The sequence below is a fragment of the Kribbella sp. NPDC050459 genome, from assembly GCF_040655315.1.
Lineage (GTDB): Bacteria > Actinomycetota > Actinomycetes > Propionibacteriales > Kribbellaceae > Kribbella.
On the sequence record NZ_JBFAJQ010000002.1, the window covers coordinates 865,337 to 890,306 of the forward strand.

Consider the following 24,970-nt stretch of genomic DNA (forward strand, 5'->3'; position numbering starts at 1 on the left):
GATCCGCCCCCGCAGGTCCGCGGGGGCTCGAGACGGGACGAGGGAGTCCGACGTGAGACTGCGTTCGCTTGTAGCCGCGGTGGCGGCGACCGCCCTGGGAATCAGCCTGGCCGCCTGCGGGGGCGGCGATTCGGACGATGCGTCCGGCGGCGGTTCCGGTGGTGACCAGACGCTGACCTACTGGGCCAGCAACCAGGGCACCAGCCTGGACAACGACAAGGAGGTGCTGACCCCGGTCCTGCAGAAGTTCACCCAGGACACCGGCATCAAGGTCAACCTCGAGGTGATCGGCTGGAACGACCTGCAGACCCGGATCCAGACCGCGATCACCTCCGGCCAGGCGCCGGACGTGGTCAACATCGGCAACACCTGGGCGGCCTCGCTGCAGGCCACCGACGCGTTCCTGCCGTTCGACGGCGACGCGATGACCGCGATCGGCGGCAAGGACAAGTTCGTGCCGACGGCTCTGGCGACCGGCGGCAAGGAAGGCACCGACCCGACCTCGGTCCCGCTCTACGGTCTGGCCTACGGCCTGTACTACAACAAGGCGATGTTCGCCGCGGCCGGCCTGCAGGCGCCGAAGACCTGGGAAGAGATGGTCTCGGCCGCGCAGAAGCTGACCAACCCGGCGAAGAAGCAGTGGGGTATGGCGCTGGCGGCCGGCAGCTACACCGAGAACGTGCACTTCGCGTTCATCAACGCCGCGCAGAACAAGGCCGACTGGTTCAACGGCGACGGCAAGCCGACCTTCACCGGTGACGGCAACGTGCAGGGCGTGCTGCGGTACCTCGACCTGATGCAGAAGGACAAGGTCGCGAACCCGTCGAACGCGCAGTACGACAACGGCACCAAGTCGGTGAACGACTTCGCCACCAAGAAGGTCGCGATGGTCATCAACCAGAACAACGCCGACTCCTCGATCGTCGCCAACGGCATGAAGGCCGGCGAGTACGGCGTCGTACCGTTCCCGGCTCCGGCCGGCGGCGAGCAGGTGGCCAGCCACGTGGCCGGTATCAACCTGTCGGTCTTCAAGAACACCAAGCACAAGGACGCGGCGCTCAAGTTCGTGAAGTACATGACCGACGCGCAGACCCAGACCACGCTGGGCAAGCCGTTCTCGTCGCTGCCGGTGCTGAAGGACGCCAAGCCGGTGTTCACCACCGACGCGGCCGAGGCGGCGACGTTCCAGGACGTCTACAACACCAAGTCCAAGCCGCTGCCGCTGGTGCCGGCCGAGGACCAGTTCGAGAGCACCGTCGGCAAGGCGATGAACGCGATGTTCGCCAAGATCGCGACCGGCGGGACGGTGACCGCCGACGACGTCAAGGCGGCGCTGAAGACCGCCGAGGACCAGGTGGCGGCGAGTAGCTGACCTGTCCCCAGTGGCCCGGACGGCAGCGTCCGGGCCACTGCCCGCGTCAGCCCACCGATCCGACAGACAGGAGGCGACACCCCCGGATGTCCGTCGCCACAGAAACCGCCGCTCCGGCGCCGGCCAAGCCGGCCAGGAACCGCAACCGCCTCGAGCACCGGCCGGGCCTGAACCGGTGGCTGCCGTACGCGTTGCTCGCCCCGGCCGTGCTGCTGGAACTGTTCATCCACATCATCCCGATGCTGGTCGGGATCTGGATGAGCTTCGTCAAACTGACCAAGTTCTTCATCGCGAACTGGTCCTCCGCGCCCAGCGCCGGGCTCGGCAACTACAAGGTCGCGCTCGACTTCAACAACACGGTCGGTGCAGGGCTGCTGAAGTCCTTCGGCGTCACGGTCGTCTTCTCGCTCGTCACGGTCGCGTTCTCGTGGGTGCTCGGGATGGCCGCCGCGGTCGCCCTGCAGCCGGAGTTCCGCGGCCGGGGCCTGGTCCGCACGCTGTTCCTGGTGCCGTACGCGCTCCCGGCGTACGCCGGCATCCTGACCTGGAACTTCATGCTCCAGCGCGACACCGGCGCCGTCAACCACGTCCTCGAACAGTTGCACCTCAGCGACGGCGGGACGTTCTGGCTGATCGGCGGCAACGCGTTGATCTCGCTGATCACGGTGGCCGGCTGGAAGCTGTGGACGTTCGCGTTCCTGACCCTGATGGCCGGTATGCAGAGCATCCCGCGGGACCTGTACGAGGCCGCGTCGGTGGACGGCGCCGGCAACATCCGGCAGTGGCGCAACATCACGCTGCCGTCGCTGCGGCCGGTCAACCTGGTGCTCGTGCTGGTCCTGTTCCTGTGGACGTTCAGCGACTTCAACACGCCGTACGTGCTGTTCGGTACGGCGCAGCCGCCGGCCGGTGACCTGATCACCTTCCACATCTACAACGCGTCGTTCCTGACCTGGAACTTCGGCACCGGTGCGGCGATGTCCGTGCTGCTGCTGATCTTCCTGATGATCGTCACCGGCGCGTACCTGCTCGTCACCGGAAGGAGGTCGCGCCGTGCGTGAGACCAGGGGTTTCAAGATCTACCGCGGTGTCACGCTGACGGTGCTCGGGCTGTTCGTCCTGGTCCCGCTGTACGTGATGGCGACGTCGTCGCTGAAGCCGTTGAAGGACGTGCAGGGCGCGTTCACCTGGTGGCCGTCGAACCTGACGCTGGCGCCGTTCGTGGACATGTGGAAGACGGTGCCGCTGGCGAAGTACTTCGTGAACTCGACGATCGTGTCGGTGGCCGCGACGGTGTTCTCGGTGGCGATCGCGATCCTGGCCGCGTTCGCGGTGTCGCGGTTCAAGTTCCGCGGACGGACCGTGTTCACCACGACGGTGCTGTCGACGCAGATGTTCCCGGGCGTGCTGTTCCTGCTGCCGTTGTTCCTGATCTTCGTGAACATCAACAACCAGTTCGGGCTGCAGCTGGTCGGGACGCGGCTCGGGCTGATCATTACGTACCTGACGTTCAGCCTGCCGTTCTCGATCTGGATGCTGGCCGGGTACTTCGACAGCATCCCGCGTGAGCTGGACGAGGCCGCGCTGGTCGACGGCTGCGGTCCGATGGGTGCGCTCTGGCGGGTCGTCCTGCCCGCGGCCCGGCCCGGCGTGATCGCGGTCGCGATCTACTCGTTCATGACCGCGTGGGGCGAGGTCCTGTTCGCGTCCGTGATGACCACCGAGGCCAACCGCACCCTGTCGGTCGGCCTGCGCCAGTACTCCACGCAGACCAACATCTACTGGAACCAGATCATGGCCGCGGCCCTGGTCGTCAGCGTCCCCGTCGTCATCGGCTTCCTCCTGGCCCAACGACACTTCGTCGCCGGGGTAACCGCCGGCGCGGTCAAGTAGACGGATCTGCAGCACTCATCAATCGTCCGAGGAACGACCGCCTGAGCGTGGCGGCCCTTCCTCGGCTGCGATTGATGAGTGCTGGCGGTCCGGCCTCAGTACTCGGAGACTCCGCGGATGGAGACCGAGGTCGAGTAGAAGCTGGCGTACTTGCCGTTCTTGCCGACGGTTGCGCCGCTGTAGCCCTGGGTCGACAGGCGGTAGCCGCCGATCTTGGTGTCGCGGGTCGAGCTGGGTCCGGAGGTGGGGATGCCTGCGCCCTGCATCGCGAACGCGGCGATCTGCTGGCGCACGGATGCGTCTTTGACGAACAGCGCCAGCGCTCCGGGCAGGCCTTGTTTCAGCGAGGCGACGGCGCCGGTGATGCACTGCGGGCAGTTCTGCACGCGGGCGCTGCTGCTGCCGCTCACGTCGACGTACTCGGCGTAGTTCTTGTTCGAGTAATGAGGACTGATGTAGACGTCCAGCGTGCCCTTGTTGCACTCCCAGCGGCGGTCCAGCTTGCAGACGTAGCCCTTGGACTTGAACGACGTGACGAGTGAGGTGACCGTGGCGCCCGGGATGCACCCGTTGCAGGGCGCAGCCGGTGCGCTGGGGCTGCTACCGGCGCTGGGGCTGTCACCAGCGGTAGGGCTGCCCCCGGTGCTCGGCTCCTCCGTCGGGGCCTCGCTCGCCGTGGGCTTCGCCGACGGCGCGACCGGCTTGGCCGAACCGTCAGCGGCGTCGTCGGAGCCGCCGGTGAACCGGGTGACCACGAACACACCAGCACCGATGAGCATCAGCGCACCGACGATCGCGACCACGATCGGCCCCGCCTTGCGCGACGGCGGGGGTGGCGGCGGGTAACCGCCGTACTGCTGCTGCCCGTACGGCTGGGGGTACGGCGGCTGCTGCGGAGCCTGTCCCCCGTACGGCGGCTGCTGACCCGGGTAACCGCCCTGATGGTTGCTCACCGCCACAATCTAGTGACCGACCGGTTCAGCTGAAGAGCTTCTCGCCCCAGTACGAGCCGGGTGTCACACCTGCTGGGCAGGCGAAGATGCCGGAGCCCACGTGGTGGATGTACTCGTTCATCGTGTCGTTCTTGGCCAGCTGGTTCTGGATCGGGATGAACTGTTTGCGCGGGTCGCGCTGGTAGGCGAGGAAGAACAGGCCCGCGTCGAGCCGGCCGAGACCGTCCGAGCCGTCGACGAAGTTGTAGCCGCGGCGGAGCAGTTCGGCGCCCTTGTTGAACTGCGGGTGCGCGAGCCGCACGTGCGAGTCCACCGGCATCTTCGGTGCGCCGTCGGCGTTCTTGGCGGTGAAGTCGATCGCGTCGAACTCGTCCGCCTTGCCCAGCGGCGCGCCGGTGCCCTTGCCGCGGCCGATGATCGTCTCCTGCTCGCCGAGCGACGTACGGTCCCAGATCTCGATGTTCATCCGGATCCGCCGCGACACCAGGTACGCGCCGCCGACCATCCAGTCCGGGCCGTCCTCGGGCTGAACCCACAGCTGCTGCTCGAGCTTGTCGGCTTCCTCGAGCTTCAGGTTGTTGGTCCCGTCCTTGAACCCGAACAGGTTCCGCGGCGTTGCCTGCGCCCGCGACGTCGACGACGTCCGACCGAATCCGAGCTGCGAGTACCGGACGGCGACCCGCCCGAACCCGATCCGCGCCAGGTTCCGGATCGCGTGTACGGCGACCTGCGGGTCGTCCGAGCACGCCTGGACGGCGATGTCGCCGCCGGACCGTGCCGGGTCCAGGTCGTCGCCGATGAAGTGCGGCAGGTCGACGAGTGCCTGGGGACGCTTCGACGCCAGCCCGAACCGCTTGTCGAACAGCGACGGCCCGAACCCGATCGTGAGCGTCAGCCGCGCCGGCGGCAGGCCGACCGCCTCGCCGGTGTCTTCCGGCGGCGCCTCGCCCGGTCCGTTCACCGCGCCGTACTGCCCGATGTCGCGGCCGGCCGTGAGCAGCGCGGCCGCGGCGGTCCATTCCTTCAGCAGGGCGATCAGGTCGTCCCGCTTGGTCGTGGTCACGTCGAAGGCAGCGAAGTGCAGCCGGTCCTGCACAGGCGTGGTGATACCGGCCTGGTGCGGTCCGTGGAACTCCACCGGCCCGTTGTCGTCAGCCGCCTGCGACTCCTCACCGGTCAGTGCCGAGTGGGCGACGTACCCTGCGACTCCGGTGGCGACAGCGGCACCCGCGGCCCCGAACAGGCCGCGGCGGGACAATCCCGTGCGTCCGCTCATTTCTTGGCCAGTACTGCGGCGACCTTGCTGACCGGCTCGGCCAGGCCGTCGACGACCGCGCCGAGGGCCTTCTTCTCGGGCTCGGTGGCCGTGTACGGCTTGAAGCCGTCGCCTTCGCGGTACTTGTCCAGCGACGCGAAGACGGCCTTGAACTGCGTGTCCAGCTGGGTGACGAGCGCGGCGTCGCGCTTCTGCAGGGCCGGGCGGAGCGCCTGGATCGCGGCCTGCGAACCCTCGACGTTCGCCTGGAAGTCCCACAGGTCGGTGTGCGAGTAGCGGTCCTCCTCGCCGGTGACCTTGCCGGTGGCGACCTCGTCGAGCAGTTCCTTGGCGCCGTTGGCCAGCTGCAGCGGCGTGAGCTTCACGGTCTTCGCCTTCGCGACCACCGTCTTCACGTCGGTCAGCAGCTGGTCGGCGTACTTGTCCATGCCCTTGGTCGAGTTCGCGACCCACAGCGCCTGCTCGATCCGGTGGTACCCGGTCCACTCGGTGCCCGGCTCGACGTCGTTGACGCGGGCGTCGATCTTCGGGTCCAGGTCACCGAAGGACTCGGCGACCGGCTCGATCCGCTCCCAGTACGTGCGCGACACCGGGAACAGCGCCTTCGCCTTCGCCACGTCGCCGGCCTTCACCGCGGTGACGAACTCGGTGGTCTTCTGCTCCAGCGCGACCGTCTGCGAGTTCACGTACCGCTGGTAGCTCTCGGTCGCCTGCTTCAGCGCGGCGTCGGTGTCGACCTGCGCGGGCGCGTCGCCGGTGACGGTGAGGTCGCCGCGGATCCCGTCGCCGACCATGCCGGGCTTGCAGACGGCCTGGTACTTGCCGGTCGGCAGCTCGACGATCAGATCCCGCTTCAGGCCCGGCCCGATGTTCTCCACCTCGCCCATCACCCGGTCGCCGTCGGCGTACACGTAGAACTCGGTGACCTTGCTGCCCGCGTTCTCCACCGAGAAGGTGCTGGTGCCGGACTTCACGTCCCGGCGGCTCAGGTCACAGCCGGAGTCGGACGCCTTGACCGACACCGGGCCGGTGCCGTCGTCCTTGGCCGCCGGCTCCTCCTTCGCACACGCGGTCAGCGCCGCGAGGCCGAGGACGACACCGATGACACAGGCCCGACGGGCCACAGTGCTGCGCATGGTTCTCCTGGGGATTCAGGCCGCTTTGTGAGCGGTCGTCGCCGGTACGGCGGGCGGTGCGGAGCTCTTCACCGGGCGGAAGTAGAGCACCATCACCGGGACGAGATAGACGACCCACGCGGTCGCCTCCACCACGGTCGGGGCCGGGTTGAAGTTGAAGATGCCCTTGAGCAGTACGCCGTACCAACTGTCGGGCGGGATCACGTGGGAGATGTCGAAGGCCAGCGTGTGCAGGCCGGGCAGGATGTTCGCCTCCTGCAGGTCGTGGAAGCCGTAGGCGAAGATCCCGGCCGCAACCAGGATCAGCACCGCGCCGGTCCACTTGAAGAACACGGCCAGGTTGATCTTCACCGCGCCCTTGTAGATCGCGACGCCGAGCAGCACCGCGGTCACGAGCCCGAGCAGGACGCCGACGAACGGTACGGCGGTGGTCGCGGTGGCGGCCGACGCGTACACGATGAACGCGGTCTCGATGCTCTCCCGGAAGACCGCCAGGAACGCCAGGATCACGACCGCGCGCGACCCCACCTCGAGCGCCTGGCCCATCCGCTCCCGGAGCTCTCGGGCGATGCTCCGGGACGCCTTGCGCATCCAGAAGATCATCCAGGTGACGAAGCCGACCGCGAGGATCGACATCACGCCGCCGACGGTCTCCTGGGTGGTGAAGGACTTCGCGGTCAGCGCGGTGACGAACTGGAGCAGACCCCAGGCGGCGACCGCCACGGCAAGCGCCGTGGCGACACCGATCCAGACCAGTTTGAGTCGATCGCGGTGGCCCGACTTGACCAGGAAGGTGGCGAGGATGCTGACGACCAGCGAGGCCTCGAGTCCTTCACGGAGTCCGATCAGGTAGTTCGCGAGCATGGCGGGACTCTCTCATTGCATTAGGTACGGCTAACCTTCCTGAGGTTAACCTAAGAAGTCCCATTCGCCTACCGTGACGTACGCCGCACTGTGGCCCGGGCCCTCGCCGAGCCTGGACTCGATCAGCTGGAGACTGCCCGCGGTCCACACCGGGCTCTCGTAGGTGTCGAAGATCCGCACCCATTTGGTGACGTCGACGGGCCGCCGCAGCCGCGCGAGCGTCAGGTGCGGGTTGAACTTGCGCCCCTCGACGGTGACGCCGGCCCGGTTGGCGGCCGCCCGGGTGGTCATCGACAGGTGTTTGAGCGACTCGGTCTCGTCGCGCACCCCGGCGTACAGCACCCGGGCGTCCGGGACCCCGGGGAACGCACCCGCTCCGGCGAGCTGCAGCGCGAACGGCTGCTGCCGCTTCGCGGCCCGCTCCAGCCGCTCCTCGAGCTCCTCGGTCTTCCAGTCCGGCACCTCGCCGAGGAACGCCAGCGTCAGATGCCAGTGCTCGTCCGACGCCCATCGGATGTCGTCGTCCGGATGCTGCCGGCGCGGCTCGACGAACTCGCTCAGATCCTCCACTACTTCGCTGGGTGGCACGACGGCCACGAACAATCGCATCCGAAAAGCGTATCCGTGGTGGAAACTGCTTTTGTGTCCGAGCTCAAGCTGCCGTCGCCGTGTGTGGTGATCCTGGCCGGTCCGGGGGCCTCGGGGAAGTCGACCTGGGCGGCGGAGCACTTCGCCGCCGACCTGATCGTGTCCAGTGACCGGTTGCGGGCGTTGGTCGGGGCCGGCGAGGACGACATCGCGGCGAGCGCGGATGCGTTCGCGGTGCTGGACGTGGTGGTGCGGCAACGAATCGGGCGAGGCCTGACGACTGTCATCGACACCCTGGGGCTGGACGCTGACCGGCGAAGGTCCTGGCTGGCGCTGGCCCGGGATGCCGGGATGGCTTGTGTTGCGGTGGCTTTCGATACACCTGCTGAGGAGTGCCGGCGGCGGAATCGTCAACGGGACAAGCGCATCCCTGCCGACGCCCTGACGGCACAGCTGCGGTCGTGGGCCACGGTGAAGAAAGAGTTGCCGACGGAGGGGTACGACGACGTACTGGAGCCGACCGCCGCGCGGGTGGTGCCGAACGTGTTCGTCGAGTCGACCGCGGCGCAGACCCGGCAGTCGGAAGCGCCGGTCGGGCTGCGCTTCGGGCTGCAGCTGAGCAGCTACAGCCATCCGGCGGGACGGGCGGGGACGGCCACGTGGGTTCGTGACGTGGCGGAACGGGCCGAGGCGGCCGGGTTCGACGCGATCTACGTGATGGACCATTTCCGGCAGATCCCGCAGGTGGGGCGGGCCTGGGAGGACTTCCTGGAGAGCTGGACGACACTCGGCTACCTCGCGGCCTGTACGACGCGTGTCCGGCTGGGCACGCTGGTCTCGGGCATCACGTACCGCAACGTCGCGCACCTCGGGAAGATCGCGGCGACGCTCGACGTGCTGAGCGGCGGGCGGGCGGTCTGCGGCGTCGGGCTCGCGTGGTTCGAGGCCGAGCACAAGGCGTACGGCTGGCCGTTCCCGCCGGTCGGTGAGCGCTACGCGCTGCTCGAAGACGCGTTGCAGTTGCTGCCGGCTTTATGGGGCCCTGGCAATAAACCGTTCCGCGGCAAGGTCCTCGACGTACCGGACACCACGTGTTATCCGCGCCCGCTGCAGGAACATCTGCCGGTGCTCGTCGGCGGCAGCGGCCCACGAACCCTGCGGCTGGCGGCGCGGTACGCCGACGCGGTGAACGTGTTCGGCGACGCCACCGCGGTCCGCAAGGCCGCCGGCCACCTGCAGGACAGCCGTGCCGAGCTGACGCATCTGTCCACAACGCTCGTGGGGAAAGACCACGAACAGCTCGACCAGCTGATTCGCAAGCTCCGGCCGCGGAACGTGAACCCCGCGAAGTACGCGGCCCACGTGAACGCAGGCACCGTCGACGATCAGATCGGCCGCTTCCGCGAACTGTCCGAGGCCGGGGTGACCGAGGTGATGATCAGCCTCCCCGACCTCGACACGCTCGCCACGGTGGCCGACGTGATCTCAGCGTTCCGGACGTAGGTCCAGCTTCAGCAGGGCGTTCTCGATCAGTTCGGGCATCGCCGGGTGGATCCAGTACTGGCCGCGCGCCATCGTGTACGCGTCCAGGCCGAAGCTCATCGCCTGGATCACCGGCTGGATCACGGTCGGCGCCTGCGGGCCGATGACGTGGCAGCCGATGATCTGCCCGGTCTCCGGGTCGGCGAGCACCTTCGCGAAGCCGGTGGTGTCCTCCATCGCCCAGCCGTACGCGATGTCGCCGTACCGCTGAACCGCCGCCACATAAGGGATCCCGCGGTCCCGCGCCTGCTCCTCGGTGAGTCCGACGGAGGCGATCTGCGGCGAGCTGAACACCGCGTGCGGGACGAACCGGTGGTCGGCCTCGATCCGGTCGTCGGGGTTGAGCAGGTTGTGCTTCACCACCCTGGCCTCGTGGTTCGCGACGTGCTTCAGCTGGTGCGGGTTCGTCACGTCGCCGAGCGCGTAGATGCCCTCCACGGTGGTCTGCTGGTACGCATCCACGACCACGCGCCCCTCGTGGTCCACCTCGACACCCGTCGCGTCCAGGTTCAGCAGGTCCGAGTTCGGCTCCCGGCCGACGGCGACCAGCAGCTCGTCGACCTCCAGCTCGTCGGAGCCGTCCGGGTGCAGCATCCCGAGCAGGATCGTGCCGTCGTCACGGCGCGCGACGCGGATGGTCTCGTGGTTGAGCCGGACGTCGTACTTCGCCTGCGCGATCTCCGTGTAGCGCGCGGCGATCTCCGCGTCCTCGGTCCGGAGCAGCTCCTTCGAGCGGGCGACCACGGTGACCTCGACCCCGAACGACGCGAACACATGTGCGAACTCGGCCGCCACGAACCCGCTGCCGATGATCGCCAGCCGGCGCGGCAGCTCCTCGAGCCGCATGATCGTGTTCGACGTGTGGAATCCGGTGTCCTCCAGCCCCGGGATCGGCGGGACGATCGGCCGGCTGCCGGTGGCGATCACGAACCGGTCCGCGCTGAACACGCTCGACGCCCCGTCCTTGGTGTCGACGGTCAGCTCCTTGAAGCCGGTGAACCGCCCGGTGCCGTCGTACACGGTGACGTTGGCGTTGTCCGGGTTGTGGTGCCGGTACTCCGAGCCGCCGGCCGCGATCGGGTCGATGCGGCCGAAGATCCGGTCCCGGACCTCGGGCCAGCGGACGCCGAGCAGCTGCTCGTCGACGCCGTACCGCGAACTCACCGACGGTGTCGCGGCCACGTCGGCGGCGTGCACGAACATCTTCGTCGGGATGCAGCCGACGTTCAGGCAGGTGCCGCCGAACGTGCCGCGCTCGACGATCGCCACCTTCCAATCGGCGAACCGCCGGTTGACGATGGTGTTGCCGGAGCCGGTCCCGATGATGACGAGGTCGTAATGGGTCACGCCTCATTGTGCCCCTGACCCGCAAGGACTGCGCTGGACCCGCCCACGGTGAAAGATAGGACACGTGGTGAGTGGTGAGCTGACGAGCAGGCACGGCACGGTCGTCTGGGACGGCCTCGGCACCCTCCGGATCCGGTACGACGGCACGCCGGGCGGGTTCCATCCGCTCGCCGCCGCGGTCCGGGCCCGGCTGGGCGAGCGCGTGCTGCCGGTCGAGGCGTTACGGTCGGTCGAGGTGACCGGGACCGGGCTCCGGCTCGTCCTGCGCGACGGCGCCGACCCGTTGCGGTCGGTGACCCGGCTCATCGACGTCTACGACTTCCCCGACGTCGACCGGGATCTCGCCGAGGACATCGCCCGCGACGTCGCCCAGGTCCTGGTACGGCGCGACGTACCGGAGACCGCCTCCGCCGCGTGGCTGGTCGCGCCGCCGGCCGCACCGGACCAGTTCGAGGGACACGACGCGACGCTGGTGGTGGCCAACGGGCGCCTCACGTTCACCTACCACCGGTTCGCGGGCCGGAAGAAGAAGGCGCACGGCGACCTCTGGCCGGTGCCGCTCGGCGAGATCCTCGACGTCGAGTGGATGCCGGAGCAGCGCCGCTTCGGCGCGCGCGGATTCCTCCGGATCGCGACCGCCGCGACCCCCGACGTACGCCCGAAGCCCAGGCACGACCCGGCGGCGATGGTGAGCCGGCGGCACACGGACGTCGACGCGCTCTTCTTCGCGGCCCGGCTGCTGACCCGGATCAGGCCCTAGGCGACCTGCGGGTCCGCGGTCTTCTTGGGCTCGACCTCGGGGGAGCCGTCGAGGACCGCCTTCTCGCCGAGCAGCTCGGTCTGCGGCAGCACCTCGAGGTGCGGGCGCGGCAGCAGCCGCGGCCGGATCGCCAGACCGCGCCGGCGGGAGAAGTACAGCACCGAGCCGACGGTTCCGAGCACGGTCAGCCCGCCGCCGACGATCAGCGAGTAGCGGGCGCCGAACTCCTGCCCGACCCAGCCGATGAGCGGCGAGCCGATCGGCGTACCGCCCATCAGAACGGTCATGTAGAGCGCCATCACGCGGCCGCGCATCGTCGGCTCGATACTCAGCTGCATCGTCGCGTTCGCGGACGTCAGCATGGTCAGCGAGGCGAGGCCGACCAGCGGCAGCACCAGCGCGAAGCCCAGGTAGCTCGGCATCAGCGCACTGACGACCTCGGCGATCCCGAAGGCCAGGGCGGCACCGATCACCAGTCGAGCGCGGATCCGGACCCGGCGGGCCGCCAGCAGGGCACCGGCCAGCGAGCCGATCGCGAGCACCGAACCGAGGATGCCGTACTCCCCCGCGCCCTTGTGGAAGACCTCCGTCGCCATCAGGGCCGAGGTCAGCTGGAAGTTCAGGCCGAAGGTGCCGGCGAAGAACACCGCCACCAGCACCATCATCAGATCCGGCCGGCGCCACAGGTACCGCATGCCGTCGCGGATCATGCCCTTGTCCCGGGCCGCGGGTTTCGGCGTGTGCAGCTCACCCACCCGCATCAGGTGCAGCGACAGGATCACGGCGGAGTAGGTGAACCCGTTGATCAGGATCACCGGTCCGGTGCCGATCCAGTTGATCAGCAGGCCCGCCAGCGCCGGGCCCAGCAGCCGGGCCGCGTTGAACGACGCGGAGTTGAGACCCACCGCGTTCGACAGCTCGTCGCGGCCGACCATCTCGACCACGAACGCCTGCCGGGTCGGGGCGTCGAAGGCGGTGCCGACACCGAACAGCAGCGCCAGCAGATACACGTGCCATGGCTGGACCACACCGGCGATCGTGAGGCCGCCGAGCACGAGGGCGACGCTCGCCATCGCGATCTGGGTCACGGTCAGCACCTGCCGCTTCGGGAAGCGGTCGGCGACCAGCCCGGCGTACGGGCCGAGCAGGAGGGCCGGAAGGAACTGGAGACCGGTGACGATACCGAGCGCCGTACCGGAGTGGGTCAGCTCCAGGACCAGCCAGTCCTGAGCGACGCGCTGCATCCAGGTACCGACGTTCGAGACGATCGCGCCGGAGGCGTACAGACGGAAATTTCGGACTTTGAAGGCACGGAACGTGGGGCTCATCGAGCCGCCAGTCGTTCCAGTACAGGTGCTGCCTTGCGCAGGATGTCGCGCTCCTCGGGGGTCAATTGCTTCAGCTTGGTCTGCAGCCACTCGTCGCGGCGCCGGCGGTTCGCCAGGATCAGCTCGTCGGCCCTGGCGGTGAGCTCGACCATGATCTGGCGCTTGTCGGTCGGATGGGGCCGGCGGACCACCAGGCCCGCCTCCTCCATGTTCGTCACGATCCGCGTCATCGACGGCGGCTTCACCTGCTCGTGCGCGGCCAGCTCGCCGATCGTCATCGCCTCGTGCTTGGCCAGCGCGCCGAGCACGCTCAGCTGGTTCGCGGTGAGGTCGTGACCGGGCTCGCGCTGCCGGCGGATCTGCCGGGACAGCCGCAGGGTCGACGACCGCAGAGCACTCGCCAGCCCGACGTCACTCTTCACCTGCTGCGCTACGACTTCGGGCATGTCGTTACCTTAACTCATTACTTTTGCTAACTAAAACCGGTTTCCACCGGCTGGTATTCCCCGGCCCGCCACGGCCATGGCCTAGAGTTCGCGGTCATGGGGACGACGGCCGAGCTGGAGCGGTACGAGCAGCGGTTCCGGCGGGCGGGACTGCCGCTGTTCATCGAGGACTTCTCGCCCACGCACGACATCTACACGCGGGCCGCGCCGCTGCTCTGGCTGGTGTTCCTGGCCGAGATGCTCGGCGCCACCTCGCTGGACTGGCTGTGGTGGCAGAACCTGCTGGCCGCGATCGGCGGCCTGGTCGCGCTCGTCGTCGGCTTCGGCCTGCTGAACGGGTTCCGCGGCCGGCCGTTCTGGTCGTTGCCGACCCGGTTCGGGATCCCGGAGCTGGCGGTGTTCGTGCTGCTGCCCGCACTGCTGCCGGTGGTCACCCAGGGACAGCTCAAGCAGTTCTTCGGCGTCGCCGGCGGCAACCTGGTGCTGCTGGGAGCGGTGTACGTCGTGGTCGGCTACGGCTTCATCGCGACCGTCGTCTGGGGAATGCGCCAGCTGGCCCGCGAGCTGGCCAACTCGGTCGCCAGCTTCATCCGGGCGTTGCCGCTCCTGCTGGTCTTCTCACTGGTGCTGTTCATGACCGCGGACATGTGGCAGGTGTTCGCGGGGATGCCCGCCGCCTTCATCGTCTTCTCGGTGATCGCCTTCACCCTGCTGAGCACGGTGTTCCTGCTGATCCGGCTGCCGCTGGAGGTGGACGCGATCGAGCGCACCGCCGGGTCCGGTCCGCCGCTGCGCCCGATCCAGCGCTTCAACGTCAGCGTCAGCCTGGTGATCCGGCAGTGGATGCAGGTCCTGGTGGTGAGTGCCGGCGTCGGACTGTTCTTCGTTGCCTTCGGCATGCTCGCGATCAGCGAACACATCTACGAACAGTGGGGCGTCGACGCCGGCTCCTGGTCGTACCACCTCACGCTGCTGGACCACCCGCTCGTCCTCAGCGCCTCGCTGATCAAGGTCGCCGTCGGCATCGCGAACTTCACCGGCCTGTACTACTCGATCGCGCTGCTCACCGACTCGACGTACCGCACCGAGTTCCTCGACACCGTCAGCGCCGAACTGCGCGACCTGTTCACCGCGCGCACCGAGTACCTCGAGTTGCGTCAGGTGAGCCAGTCGGTCAACGGGCCGATCGCGAAGTAGACCACGAACAGCGCCGACACCACCCACATCAGCGGGTGCACCTCGCGGGCCTTGCCGCGGACGGTCTTGAGCACGGCGTACGAGACGAAGCCCGCGCCGATACCGGCCGAGATCGAGTACGTGAACGGCATCAGCACGATCGTCAGGAACGCCGGGAACGCGACCTCGATGTCGTCGAAGTCGATGCCCTTCACCTGCGTCATCATCAGGAACCCGACCAGGATCAGCGCCGGCGTCGCCGCCTCGTACGGAACCAGCGTCACCAGCGGCGCGACCACCATCGAGATCAGGAAGCAGACCCCGGTCACCACGCTCGCGAGCCCGGTCCGCGCCCCCTCGCCGACACCTGATGCGGATTCGATGTACGACGTGTTGCTGGACACCGATGCCGCGCCGCCGGCGGCCGCCGCCAGGCTGTCCACGACCAGGATCCGCTGCGAGTTCGGCGGGATGCCGTCCTTGTCGTTCAGGCCGGCCTCGGCGCCGATCGCGGTCATCGTGCCCATCGTGTCGAAGAAGTCCGCGAGCATCAGCGTGAAGATCAGCAGCAGCGCCGACACCGCCCCGATCTTCTCGAACGAGCCGAACAGGTTGAACTCGCCGATCGTGTCCAGGTTCGGTGTGGTGAACCACCGGTCCGGCAGCTTCGGCACGCTCAGGCCCCAGCCGCCCGGGTTCTTGTCGGTGCGGGCGCCGATGGTCGCGATCGACTCGAGCACGATCGCCAGCGCGGTCGAGACCAGGATGCCGATCAGGATCGCGCCCTTCACCTTCCGGGCGTACAGCGTGACGATCAGCAGCAGGCCGACCACGAACACCAGGACGGGCCAGCCGTGAAGGTTGCCGCCGACACCGAGTTCGACCGGCGGACCGCCCGGCGCCGCGGGACGCCGTACGAAGCCCGCGTCGACCACGCCGATGAACGTGATGAACAGGCCGATGCCGACGCTGATCGCGATCTTCAGCTGCAGCGGCACGGCCTCGAACACCGCCTTGCGGAAGCCGGTCAGCACGAGCACCAGGATGATCAGGCCCTCGAGGACCACCAGGCCCATCGCGTCCGCCCAGGTCATCTTGGTCGCCACCGAGAACGCGATGAACGCGTTCAGGCCCAGGCCGGTGGCCAGCGCCAGCGGGAAGTTCGCGAACAGGCCCATCAGGATCGTCACCACGCCGGCCACCAGCGCGGTCGCCACCGCGACCTTCGCGATCGCCGCCGCCGGGTCGGTGCCGCCGCCGATGAACTGACCGGCGCCGTCCTTCACGGTGCCGATGATCAGCGGGTTCAGCACCACGATGTAGGCCATCGTGAAGAAGGTGACCAGCCCGCCGCGCACCTCGCGGCCGAGCGTGGATCCGCGTTCTGTGATCTTGAAGAACGAGTCGAGAGGACCGGAACCGGAGCGGGCCGTCGCGGCCTGGGACGAGCTCATGACCGCATCGTGCCAGTTCCTGCCGGGCAGTTGCGAGCACTAATCGGAAACGAAGCTAGGGTATGTCTCCCGATCCCACGTCGTAGCGAGCAGGTGCTCGGTGCGGTGCATCGGCGTGCGGGGGCGAAGGTCTCGATGCGGAGCATCGTGGCCTTTGCACCCGTGCGGCGAGGTGCCGTGCCGAGTGCCGCGCAGTAGGCGTGGGATCGGGAGACATGCCCTAAGGTAGGTGGCGTGACGGAGGATCAGGGGGCAGCCAAGAAGCGGACCGACCCGACCAGTCAGCTGGCCCGCGGCGAACTGGTCCACGCCGAGGTCAAGCCGCTCGACCTGTCCGGCATCCCCAGCGTGATCACCGGCATCGCCCTCTGGGCCGTCGCCCTCGTCGTCCTGTTCATCTTCCGCGACCACCTCGAGGCCAACGGCCTCGACTGGTGGCTCTGGGTCCCCGTCGCCGGCATCGGCCTCGGCCTGATCGGCCTCTGGTACTGCAAACGCCGCTGGGCCGCCATCCAAGCCGGCCACCGCCCCGAAACCGAAGACTGACCTCCCCCGGCCGAACAGACGCGATCTGGCGGGCTAGTTCTCGAGTTCGAGGGTGTCGTAGCCGGTGGTGTCGAAGGCGTGGTCGGGGGTGGGGGGTTCGGTGATGTCGATGGTGGCGTCGGAGTGGGCGCCGCAGCCGTAGTCGTAGGCGACGACGCGGGCCTCGCCGGGGGCCATCTCGTTGGCGCAGACGCCGAAGGCCTGGCCGAGGCTGTCGGCGAGGCGGATCCAGTAGCCGCAGGAGTAGCACTTGTACGGCACGGCCTGGGCGATCGCGGACGTCGGCCCGAAGTCGCCGGCGTACCACCGCTCGGCCGCCTCCTCCCGCCCGACCGGCGAGAGTACGCGCTCGCGGCCGAGGCCGAGCTCCTCGACCACCGTGAGCACCTCCTCCGGCGCGTCGGCGGTGTCGGTGAACCCGGGCTCGAGGCGCGGATCGTCGGCGTGGGTCGGGAACAGGTCACCGGGGCGCAGGTCGCCGGGCTGGACACGCTCCGACCACGGGATCCACTCCGGCGCGACGACGGCCTCGTCGCCGGGCAGCATCACGACCTCGTTGACCGTGACGGTCTTGGCGCGTGACGCGCGGGTCAGCGTGACGGCCCAGCGCCAGCCGCGGTACCCGGGGTGGGTGGAGGCGAAGTAGTGCGTGACGAGGCGCTCGCCCTCGACCGAATGACCGAGGTGCTCCCCGACCTGCGCGGCGCCGGCCTCGGCGATCGCGGCCTCACGTGCCGGTTCGACCGCCGCGACGCAGACGGCGTCGGGCTTGGCGCGTACCGGTTCGGGGGTTCTGACGGGAGTCACAATCGCCCATTCTCGCACGCCGTCCGCAGTACGCCGAACCGCCGTCACCCAGGCCGCCGCGCACCGCTCGTACGCGCGGTTGCCTGCGGTCTGTCCCCGGCACGAGGCAGGATGGTTCCATGCACTCCCCGGACCCGAAGGCGAATCCCGGCGGCAACGCCGCCGGCGGTCCGCCGCGCGGCGACGCGGGCGGGCCCAAGGCCGCCGGGAAGTCCGCCGGCGACCGGTTCAGTGACGCGCGCGGGCGGATGGGGACCGCGGGGAAGAAGGTCGGGCACGCGTCGAAGGTGGGCGCGGAAGGTGTCGCGTCGGCGTCGAAGAAGGCCGCGGAGGTCAGCGGGAAGGTCGGTCGCGCGACCGGGCGCCGGATCCGCGGGCTGACCAGCGCCCAGGGCGCGGGTGAGTCGGGGCTGTCGCGGCTGATCGAGCTCGGCGCGGTGAACGCGGCGGGTGACACGGCGTTCGCGGTGTCGCTGGCGGGGACGGTGTTCTTCACCGTGCCGAGCGGCGAGGCGCGCGACCGGGTGGCGCTGTTCCTGCTGCTGACGATGGCGCCGTTCGCGTTGATGGCGCCGCTGGTCGGCCCGATCCTCGACCGGTTCCGGCACGGCCGCCGCTGGGCGATCGGGGCGACCCTCGGCGTCCGCGCGTTCCTGGTCTGGAGCCTGGCGTCGTCGATCGCCGGCGACGGCTCCGCCTGGCTGTATCCGGCGGCGCTCGGCTGCCTGGTCGCCTCCAAGGCGTACGGCGTCACCCGCGCCTCCGCCGTACCGCGGCTGCTGCCCAAGCAGATCACGCTCGTCACGGCCAACTCCCGGATCTCGCTGGCCGGTGTCGCGGGCGCGACCATCGGGGCCGGCATCGCGGCCGCGTTCGCCGCGATCGGGCCGCAGTGGTCGCTGCGCTGGGCCGCGCTGGTGTACATCGTCGGCCTGATCCTCGCGATCCGGCTGCCCGCCGCGGTCGACTCCCCCGCCGACGAAGAGGTGACCGGTACGGCGGGGCGCGACGCCCGGCGGCGCGCGATCACCGCCGCGGTGGCGCGCGGGATCCGGTGCAACCTGGGACTGCGGTTCGTGTCCGGGTTCCTGACCATGTATCTGGCGTTCCTGCTCCGCGACCAGCCGGTCAGCGGGGTCAAGGGCGCCGTCGCGGCCGCGGCGGTGATCGCCGCGGCCGGTATCGGCAACAGCCTCGGCACCCTCCTCGGATCGTTGCTCAGGGCCCGTAAACCGGAAACGGTCGTGCTCGTGGTGCTGCTCGTCGACGCGGCGGTCGCGGTCGCCGTCGCGGTGCTGTACGGCCTGCCGATCCTGATCGCCCTCGGCCTGGTGGCCGGCCTGTGCAGTTCGCTCGGCAAGCTGTCGCTGGACGCGATGATCCAGCGCGACGTGCCGGAGTCCGTGCGGACATCGGTGTTCGCGCGGTCCGAGACGGTGCTGCAGCTCGCGTGGGTGATCGGCGGCGGCTGCGGCATCGTGCTGCCGCTGATCCCGCGCCTCGGGTTCGGCTTCCTCGCGGGCGTGCTGCTGGTGGTCGTCATCCTCGTACTGCGGATGCGGCCGAGTTCCCGGACGACCCCGGGGCCGCTGCGCCCGGGCGGTCTTGGCGGCCCGCGCACCGACGCACACACCAAGCCGCACGCTGCGGCGCACCCGCACGACCGCGACCACGACCCGGCGTACGAGGGCGATCACCACGCGGACAGCACGACCCGGACGATCCTCAGCGTTGCCGAGCAGCGGGCCAACCGCCGGCGCCGCTCAAGCTCGCACGACGAACCCACCGTCGAGTGGCGCACCGGCGACCGGAAGCCGCCGCCTGAGCAGCCCATCGGCCGTTGGTGGAGCGGCCAGCCCGAGGACGACGAGAACACCGGCGAGAACCCGCAGCCCTGGTCCGAGGAACCCACCGAGGAACGCAACCGCAGCCCGTTCAAACGCCGCCCCGGCAGCAACCCCCGCCGCCCACCGCGCTGATCCACGGGCAAACGACAAGGAGCGCGGACACCAGGTGTCCGCGCTCCCATCTGCCCCTGGTTCAGACGGTGGCTACGTCCGCCTCCTCGCCCGCCGGCTCCTCGGCGGGAGCACTGGCGTGGCTGGTGCCGCGGAGGGTGAGGGTGCTGCCGATTGCGGTGACGAGCAGCAGGACGGCGCCGACCAGGGCGACCACACTCATGCTGTGGGTGAAGGCGTGCCGGGCGGTGGCCAGGACGGTGTCGGCCAGCTGCGCGGGCAGCTGGGCGGCTGCGGCGGTCGCCGCGGGCAGCCCCTCGCGGACCGGAGCCGCGACGCCGGCCGGCAGACCGGACGGGACGTCGGCGCGGTAGACCGCGGTGCCGATCGAGCCCAGGACGGCGATCCCGAGCGCGCCACCGAACTCCGCGCAGGTCTCCATCACCGCGGACGCCGACCCGGCCCGCTCCGGCGCGACCGAGCCCACCACCGCTTCGGTCACCAGGGTCATCACCATCACCAGCCCGGCCGCGAGCAGCCCGGCGCCGAGCAGCGGCACCACCAGTGACGAGTCGACCTGGATCTGGGTGAGCACGCCGTACCCCGAAGCCGCGAGCACGAACGCTCCACCGATCACATAGGCGCGGTCCATCTTCCCGGCCAGCGCGGTGGCGAGCGGAGCCGCGCCGCCGACCAGGACCGACGGGGCCAGCGACCACAGAGCGGCCTTGAACGGGGAGAGGCCGTGCACCAGCTGCAGGTACTGGGTCAGGAACACCGCGTTGCCGACGAGCGCCAGGGTGCCGATGGTGTTCGCCGCCAGCGACCCGCTGAACGCGCGGTTGCGGAACATCGACAGGTCGACCATCGGGTGCTCCGCGGTCCGCTGCCGCTGGACGAACAGCACCCCGAACACCAGCCCGGCCACGATCGCCGCCACCGGCAGCGCGGACACACCGTGCGCCGCCAGCTCCTTGATCCCCCAGATCACCGGCAGTACGGCGGCCAGCGACAGGACCGAACCCAGCAGGTCGAACCGCCCGCGCACCGGAGCCTTGAACTCGGGCAGCAGCACCGGCGCGAGCACGACCAGCAGCACCATCGCCGGAGTGTTGATCAGGAACACCGACCCCCACCAGAAGTGCTCCAACAGGAACCCGCCGAGCACCGGACCGAGGGTGATCCCACCCATCATCACCGCGCTCCAGAACGCGATCGCCTTCGACCGCTGTTTCGGGTCGTGGAACATGTTCCGGATCAGCGCCAGGGTGGACGGCATCAGGGTCGCGCCGCCGATCCCGAGCAGCGCGCGGGCCGCGATCAGCTGCTCGGGGTTCTGCGCGTACGCCGCCGCGACCGAGGCGAGCCCGAAGCCGATCGCGCCGAACAGCAGCAGCCGGCGGCGGCCGATCCGGTCGCCGAGCGACCCCATGGTGATCAGCAGGCCGGCCAGCACGAACCCGTAGATGTCGAAGATCCACAGCTGCTCGGTCGCGTCGACGCCGAGGTCCGCGCTGATGAACGGGACCGCGAAGTACAGCACCGACACGTCCATCGAGACCAGCAGCAGCGGCAGTGCGAGCACGCCGAGCGCGATCCATTCCTTGCGGCCCGCCCGTTCGGTGGTACCCATGACACCCCTCCGGTTTATCTGTATATGCCGCACACTGTGTGCGCCGTACACAGACCATACACAAGACTGTCTATGCTGTAAACAGATAGACTGCGGCGCATGGACGAGAGCGAGCTGCCGAGGGTCTTGCAGCAGTTGTGGGGTATCGAGGGGCGGAGCCGCCCGGGGCCGAAGCCGGCCTTCCAGGTGAGCGACATCGGCCGTGCGGCGATCAAGCTCGCGGACGCGGGCGGGCTCGGCGCCCTGTCGATGAGCAAGGTCGCGGCCGAGCTCGGCGTCACCACGATGGCGCTCTACCGCTACGTCGAGTCGAAGGACGACCTGTACGTCGTCATGCTCGACCAGGCGTTCGGACTACCGGCCCGGGCGAGCGGTGGGGACGGCTGGCGGGACCGCATCACCGCCTGGGCGACCTCGTTCCAGGCCGCGCTGCTGAAACACCCGTGGATCCTGCAGGTGCCGGTGGTCGAGCCGCCGCTGTCACCCAACCAGCTGGTCTGGATGGAGGAGGGCCTGCGCGCGTTCGAGAACACACCGCTGACGCCGCCCGACCGGATGTCGGCGATGCTGCTGGTGAACATCTACGTCCGCGGTACCACCGGGCTGAGCGCGAGCATGCTGAGCCTGCCGCCGGACGAGGCCGCGGTGGCCGGCGAGCGGTATGCCCGCCGGCTGCGGAGCCTGGCCGACCCGGACCGGTTCCCGACCATCGCGGCCGGGCTCGACGAGCCGCAGGACTACGTCGACAACGACCCGTCGGAGTTCTACTTCGGCCTCACCACGGTGCTGGACGGTATCGAGGCCCTGATCAACCGCCGCAGCGGCTGATCAGTAGTCGAGTTTGTCGGCGACGCCGCGCAGGACGGTGGCGACCTGGCGGGCGGACTTGTTGTCGGGCTGGCGGCCGCGGCGGTAGTTCTCGCCGAGGCGGTCGAGGAGCTTGATCAGGTCCTCGATGACGACCTGCATCTCCTCCGGCTTCGGGCGCATCGCCTTGGCCACCGACGGCGGCGGGTCGATCAGCCGGACCTGCAGCGCCTGCTCGCCCTTGCGTCCCTCGACGACGCCGAACTCGACCTTCTGGCCCGGCTTCAGGTTGGTCACACCCGACGGCAAGGCCTCGGCGCGGACATAGACGTCCCCGCCCTCCTCCTTGCTGAGGAATCCGAACCCCTTCTCGGAGTCGTACCACTTCACCTTGCCAACGGGCACGGCAACCTCTTCAGTCGATCGTCGGAAGCAACAGGGCCGTGAGGCCCGATCAGGAAACCCAGCGTACGTGACACCGCGCGACGGCGCCTCCGGGAAACTACCTGATCGAGCAGCCTCCCCGCACCCCTTACAGGTTCCGGTATTTCTCCGGCTCCGCCAGCCGTTCGTTCATCGAGCCGGAGCGGAACCCGCGCGGGTCCACCTGCGCGGCCGGGAACCCTGCGGCCATGACCGCATTCACCAGCGCTTCGTGGTCCACGCGGTCCAGCAACGCGGCGTCGATCTCGATCGAGGCGGTCTCCCCGAGGTCCCGGACGCGCACGTTCTGCACGCCGTACGACGCGAGGTGCGCGCGGACCGCCTGCTCGGCGCGGTCGACCCGGACGAGCAGGTTCGGGGTGATCCGGATGCCGTACGCGATCCGGCTGGACAGGCAGGCCGCGGCGGGCTTGTCCGACGTCTCCAGACCCCAGCTGCGCGACGCCGTCCGGATCTGCGCCTTGGTCAGCCGGGCGTCCTTCAGCGGCGTCAGCGCGCCCCGCTCGAAGGCGGCCCGGATGCCCGGCCGGAACCCGGCGATCGCGTCGTCGGCGTTCGTCCCGGTCGCGATCGCGGTGATGCCGAAGTCGTCCGCGATCGGCTGCAGCGTCTCGACCAGCTCGGCCTTGCAGAAGTAGCACCGGGCGCCCGAGTTCGCCTGGTACCCCTCGCGCTCCATCTCGTGCGTGTGCGGCGTGACGTGCCGGACCCCGAGGGCGTCCGCGAACCGCGCCGCCGGCTCCAGCTCGGCCGTGGGCAGCGACGGCGACACCGCGGTCGCCGCGACCACGTTCGCCGGGCCGATCGCCCGGGCCGCGGCCGCGAGCAGGAACGCCGAGTCGGCGCCGCCGCTGAACGCGACCACCATCTTGTCGTACGACGACAGCCGCCGCATGAGCGCTTCGAGCCGCTGCTCGAGCACGTACGCGTCGAGCCAGGCGGGGAACTCGGTCAGGTCGTTCAGCACGACGTCGGCGCCGTACGCCCGCAGCTCGTCCGCGGTGAACGGGCCGGTCGCGACCGACACCGCGACCGCACCGGCCGCGTGCGCGCCGTCGATGTCGGCGGTGTGGTCGCCGACGAAGATCGTGGCCCGGTGCTCACGCAGCGCGGTCCCCTTCTCGGCGCCGTGCAGGTCGCCGACCGGCTGGTCGACGTCGAGCCCGAGGTGCTCGAGATGCAGCCGGACCGACGGGGCGTGCTTCGCGGACACGACCATCGTCCGCCCACGCAGCGCCCGGATCGCGGCCAGCGACTCGGCCACGCCCGGCAGCGGCAGGCTGCCGGTGATCGCGTGCGACGGGTAGTGCTCGCGATACCGCGCGACCATCGTGTCGACCTGCTCGGCCGGGAACCAGTTCGCCATCTCCCAGGTCAGCGGCGGCCCGAGCCGGCTCACCACCAGGTCGGTGTCGATCGGTACGCCGGTCTCCGCGGCCAGCAGGTCCCAGACGGCCTGGATCCCCGGGCGGGAGTCGATCAGCGTCATGTCCAGGTCGAACCCGACCACCAACTCCGGCACGTCGGCGGTATCGGGGGCGGGTTCAAGAGCGGCGGTTGACACGTCCCCAACCCTACGTGCTCCCGCCGGCGGCGTGGTCTCGCATCCCGAAACGGCCGATATGTCTAGTAATTCGGTTGGATTATGGCTGTTAACCGACCGTGAAGGAGCCGTCATGACCACGCAACTGGACGCACCGGAGATCACCGTCACCAAGGCCGGCGGGGCGCTCGGCGCCCTGATCGGCAACGTCGCCCTCGGCGGCGACCTGGCCGGGGAGACCGTGGCCGCGATCCGGCAGGCCCTGCTCGAGCACAAGGTGATCTTCTTCCGCGAGCAGCACCATCTGGACGACGCGGGTCAGCTCGCGTTCGCGAAGCTGCTCGGTACGCCGACGCTCGCGCATCCCACCTCGAAGAGCCTCGACGGCGCCGCGAACGTGCTGCCGATCGACTCCGACTACAGCAAGGCGAACAGCTGGCACACCGACGTCACGTTCGTCGACCGGATCCCCGCGATCAGCCTGCTCCGCGCGGTCACGCTCCCGGCGTACGGCGGGAACACCAGCTGGGCGAACACGGTCACGGCGTACGCGAACCTGCCGCGGTCCCTGCAAGCCCTCGTCGACCGACTGTGGGCCGTGCACAGCAACAAGTACGACTACGCCGGGCACGCCGACGAGGGGCGGATCGGCGGCGTGGACGTGAAGGTCGAGGAGCACCGCAGGCAGTTCGAGTCGAAGGTGTTCGAGACCGAGCACCCGGCGGTCCGCGTCCATCCCGAGACCGGCGAGCGCGCGCTCGTGCTCGGCCATTTCGTCCGCCGGTTCGTCGGGCTGAGCAGCGCCGAGACGACCGCGCTGTTCCAGCTCCTGCAGAACCGGGTCACGAACCTCGACAACACCGTCCGCTGGCAATGGCAGCCGGGCGACCTGGCCATTTGGGACAACCGCGCGACGCAGCACTACGGGGTCGCCGACTACGACGACCAGCCGCGCCGGCTGCACCGGATCACGCTCGCCGGCGACGTCCCGGTGAGCGTGGACGGTGTCCGCAGTACGCCGCGAACGGGCGACGCGTCGCATTTCTCTGCACTTGACAACTGAAGACATGATGTCCGAGTGCTTGACATCAGGACCG

Annotated in this window: 23 protein-coding genes; 10 read left to right on the forward strand and 13 right to left on the reverse strand. The window is 69.4% G+C overall.

Annotated elements, in window-relative coordinates; genetic code table 11:
* The first annotated feature begins 52 nt into the window (after positions 1-52).
* From AB0I12_RS10195 to AB0I12_RS10205, 3 genes are all read left to right on the forward strand, one after another.
* Complete coding sequence (locus AB0I12_RS10195) at positions 53-1,372, forward strand: sugar ABC transporter substrate-binding protein (protein WP_359927289.1); 1,320 nt, start codon at positions 53-55, stop codon at positions 1,370-1,372.
* Between the two features lie 86 nt (positions 1,373-1,458).
* Positions 1,459-2,433: a sugar ABC transporter permease gene (locus AB0I12_RS10200; protein WP_359927292.1), complete on the forward strand. Its 975-nt coding sequence runs from the start codon at positions 1,459-1,461 to the stop codon at positions 2,431-2,433.
* The gene (locus AB0I12_RS10205; protein ID WP_359927295.1) at positions 2,426-3,265 is read left to right on the forward strand and encodes a carbohydrate ABC transporter permease; all 840 of its coding nucleotides are present in this window, start codon (positions 2,426-2,428) and stop codon (positions 3,263-3,265) included. The genes AB0I12_RS10200 and AB0I12_RS10205 overlap by 8 nt, the downstream gene beginning before the upstream one ends.
* Positions 3,266-3,360: 95 nt before the next feature.
* Here AB0I12_RS10205 and AB0I12_RS10210 read toward each other — a convergent pair whose 3' ends face one another.
* The 5 genes from AB0I12_RS10210 to thpR are packed head-to-tail and all read right to left on the reverse strand — an operon-like array spanning position 3,361 to position 8,103.
* A complete protein-coding gene (locus tag AB0I12_RS10210) occupies positions 3,361-4,218 on the reverse strand; it encodes a hypothetical protein (RefSeq protein ID WP_359927297.1) in 858 nt (285 codons plus the stop codon).
* A 25-nt stretch (positions 4,219-4,243) separates the two neighbouring features.
* Positions 4,244-5,494, reverse strand: a complete 1,251-nt coding sequence (gene efeB / locus AB0I12_RS10215) for an iron uptake transporter deferrochelatase/peroxidase subunit (protein ID WP_359927300.1) — start codon at positions 5,492-5,494, stop codon at positions 4,244-4,246.
* A complete protein-coding gene (efeO, locus tag AB0I12_RS10220; protein ID WP_359927303.1) occupies positions 5,491-6,630 on the reverse strand; it encodes an iron uptake system protein EfeO in 1,140 nt (379 codons plus the stop codon). Before efeO ends, efeB begins: the two co-directional genes overlap by 4 nt.
* A gap of 15 nt (positions 6,631-6,645) precedes the next feature.
* On the reverse strand, positions 6,646-7,494 hold the full coding sequence (gene efeU, locus AB0I12_RS10225; protein WP_359927306.1) for an iron uptake transporter permease EfeU: 849 nt from the start codon (positions 7,492-7,494) through the stop codon (positions 6,646-6,648).
* 45 nt (positions 7,495-7,539) lie between these two features.
* Entirely contained in the window at positions 7,540-8,103 is a 564-nt protein-coding gene (thpR, locus tag AB0I12_RS10230) for an RNA 2',3'-cyclic phosphodiesterase (protein ID WP_359927309.1), read from the reverse strand.
* A 33-nt stretch (positions 8,104-8,136) separates the two neighbouring features.
* Between thpR and AB0I12_RS10235 the strand changes: the two genes are divergently transcribed.
* Positions 8,137-9,585 (forward strand): LLM class flavin-dependent oxidoreductase, encoded by a 1,449-nt coding sequence (locus tag AB0I12_RS10235; protein WP_359927312.1) that lies wholly within the window; start codon positions 8,137-8,139, stop codon positions 9,583-9,585.
* On the opposite strand, the gene AB0I12_RS10240 is transcribed toward AB0I12_RS10235, so the two are convergent.
* Positions 9,568-10,971, reverse strand: coding sequence for a mycothione reductase (locus tag AB0I12_RS10240; protein WP_359927313.1), 1,404 nt, complete (start codon positions 10,969-10,971; stop codon positions 9,568-9,570). The two genes, AB0I12_RS10235 and AB0I12_RS10240, sit on opposite strands and share 18 nt — an antisense overlap.
* 67 nt (positions 10,972-11,038) lie before the next feature.
* Here AB0I12_RS10240 and AB0I12_RS10245 point away from each other — a divergent pair, with 67 nt between their 5' ends.
* Positions 11,039-11,731, forward strand: coding sequence for a DUF4429 domain-containing protein (locus AB0I12_RS10245; RefSeq protein ID WP_359927316.1), 693 nt, complete (start codon positions 11,039-11,041; stop codon positions 11,729-11,731).
* On the opposite strand, the gene AB0I12_RS10250 is transcribed toward AB0I12_RS10245, so the two are convergent.
* Together AB0I12_RS10250 and AB0I12_RS10255 are read right to left on the reverse strand one after the other, a co-directional pair.
* Positions 11,728-13,059, reverse strand: a complete 1,332-nt coding sequence (locus AB0I12_RS10250) for an MFS transporter (protein WP_359927319.1) — start codon at positions 13,057-13,059, stop codon at positions 11,728-11,730. The genes AB0I12_RS10245 and AB0I12_RS10250 overlap by 4 nt on opposite strands.
* Positions 13,056-13,505: a MarR family transcriptional regulator gene (locus tag AB0I12_RS10255; protein ID WP_355701090.1), complete on the reverse strand. Its 450-nt coding sequence runs from the start codon at positions 13,503-13,505 to the stop codon at positions 13,056-13,058. The genes AB0I12_RS10250 and AB0I12_RS10255 overlap by 4 nt, the downstream gene beginning before the upstream one ends.
* Before the next feature lie 96 nt (positions 13,506-13,601).
* Here AB0I12_RS10255 and AB0I12_RS10260 point away from each other — a divergent pair, with 96 nt between their 5' ends.
* On the forward strand, positions 13,602-14,702 hold the full coding sequence (locus AB0I12_RS10260; RefSeq protein ID WP_359927322.1) for a hypothetical protein: 1,101 nt from the start codon (positions 13,602-13,604) through the stop codon (positions 14,700-14,702).
* Here AB0I12_RS10260 and AB0I12_RS10265 read toward each other — a convergent pair.
* Positions 14,663-16,135 (reverse strand): NCS2 family permease, encoded by a 1,473-nt coding sequence (locus AB0I12_RS10265; protein WP_359927325.1) that lies wholly within the window; start codon positions 16,133-16,135, stop codon positions 14,663-14,665. The two genes, AB0I12_RS10260 and AB0I12_RS10265, sit on opposite strands and share 40 nt — an antisense overlap.
* A 234-nt stretch (positions 16,136-16,369) precedes the next feature.
* Between AB0I12_RS10265 and AB0I12_RS10270 the strand changes: the two genes are divergently transcribed.
* Positions 16,370-16,681, forward strand: coding sequence for a DUF2530 domain-containing protein (locus AB0I12_RS10270; RefSeq protein WP_359927328.1), 312 nt, complete (start codon positions 16,370-16,372; stop codon positions 16,679-16,681).
* A gap of 33 nt (positions 16,682-16,714) precedes the next feature.
* Here AB0I12_RS10270 and AB0I12_RS10275 read toward each other — a convergent pair whose 3' ends face one another.
* Entirely contained in the window at positions 16,715-17,488 is a 774-nt protein-coding gene (locus AB0I12_RS10275; protein WP_359927331.1) for a DUF3027 domain-containing protein, read from the reverse strand.
* A 119-nt stretch (positions 17,489-17,607) separates the two neighbouring features.
* Between AB0I12_RS10275 and AB0I12_RS10280 the strand changes: the two genes are divergently transcribed.
* Positions 17,608-19,467 carry an MFS transporter gene (locus AB0I12_RS10280; RefSeq protein WP_359927334.1) on the forward strand — a complete coding sequence of 620 codons (1,860 nt, stop codon included), beginning with the start codon at positions 17,608-17,610 and terminating at the stop codon, positions 19,465-19,467.
* A 61-nt stretch (positions 19,468-19,528) separates the two neighbouring features.
* Here the strand turns inward: AB0I12_RS10280 and AB0I12_RS10285 are convergent, their stop codons facing one another.
* Positions 19,529-21,079 (reverse strand): MFS transporter, encoded by a 1,551-nt coding sequence (locus AB0I12_RS10285; protein ID WP_359927337.1) that lies wholly within the window; start codon positions 21,077-21,079, stop codon positions 19,529-19,531.
* A 99-nt stretch (positions 21,080-21,178) separates the two neighbouring features.
* Between AB0I12_RS10285 and AB0I12_RS10290 the strand changes: the two genes are divergently transcribed.
* On the forward strand, positions 21,179-21,907 hold the full coding sequence (locus AB0I12_RS10290) for a TetR/AcrR family transcriptional regulator (protein WP_359927340.1): 729 nt from the start codon (positions 21,179-21,181) through the stop codon (positions 21,905-21,907).
* Here AB0I12_RS10290 and AB0I12_RS10295 read toward each other — a convergent pair whose 3' ends face one another.
* Both AB0I12_RS10295 and larE read right to left on the reverse strand, forming a co-directional pair.
* On the reverse strand, positions 21,908-22,291 hold the full coding sequence (locus tag AB0I12_RS10295) for a cold-shock protein (RefSeq protein ID WP_355482957.1): 384 nt from the start codon (positions 22,289-22,291) through the stop codon (positions 21,908-21,910). It lies immediately after the preceding gene.
* A gap of 127 nt (positions 22,292-22,418) precedes the next feature.
* Positions 22,419-23,894 (reverse strand): ATP-dependent sacrificial sulfur transferase LarE, encoded by a 1,476-nt coding sequence (gene larE, locus AB0I12_RS10300; protein WP_359927344.1) that lies wholly within the window; start codon positions 23,892-23,894, stop codon positions 22,419-22,421.
* A gap of 112 nt (positions 23,895-24,006) precedes the next feature.
* Between larE and AB0I12_RS10305 the strand changes: the two genes are divergently transcribed.
* Positions 24,007-24,936 (forward strand): TauD/TfdA family dioxygenase, encoded by a 930-nt coding sequence (locus tag AB0I12_RS10305; RefSeq protein WP_359927347.1) that lies wholly within the window; start codon positions 24,007-24,009, stop codon positions 24,934-24,936.
* Positions 24,937-24,970: the final 34 nt, after the last annotated feature.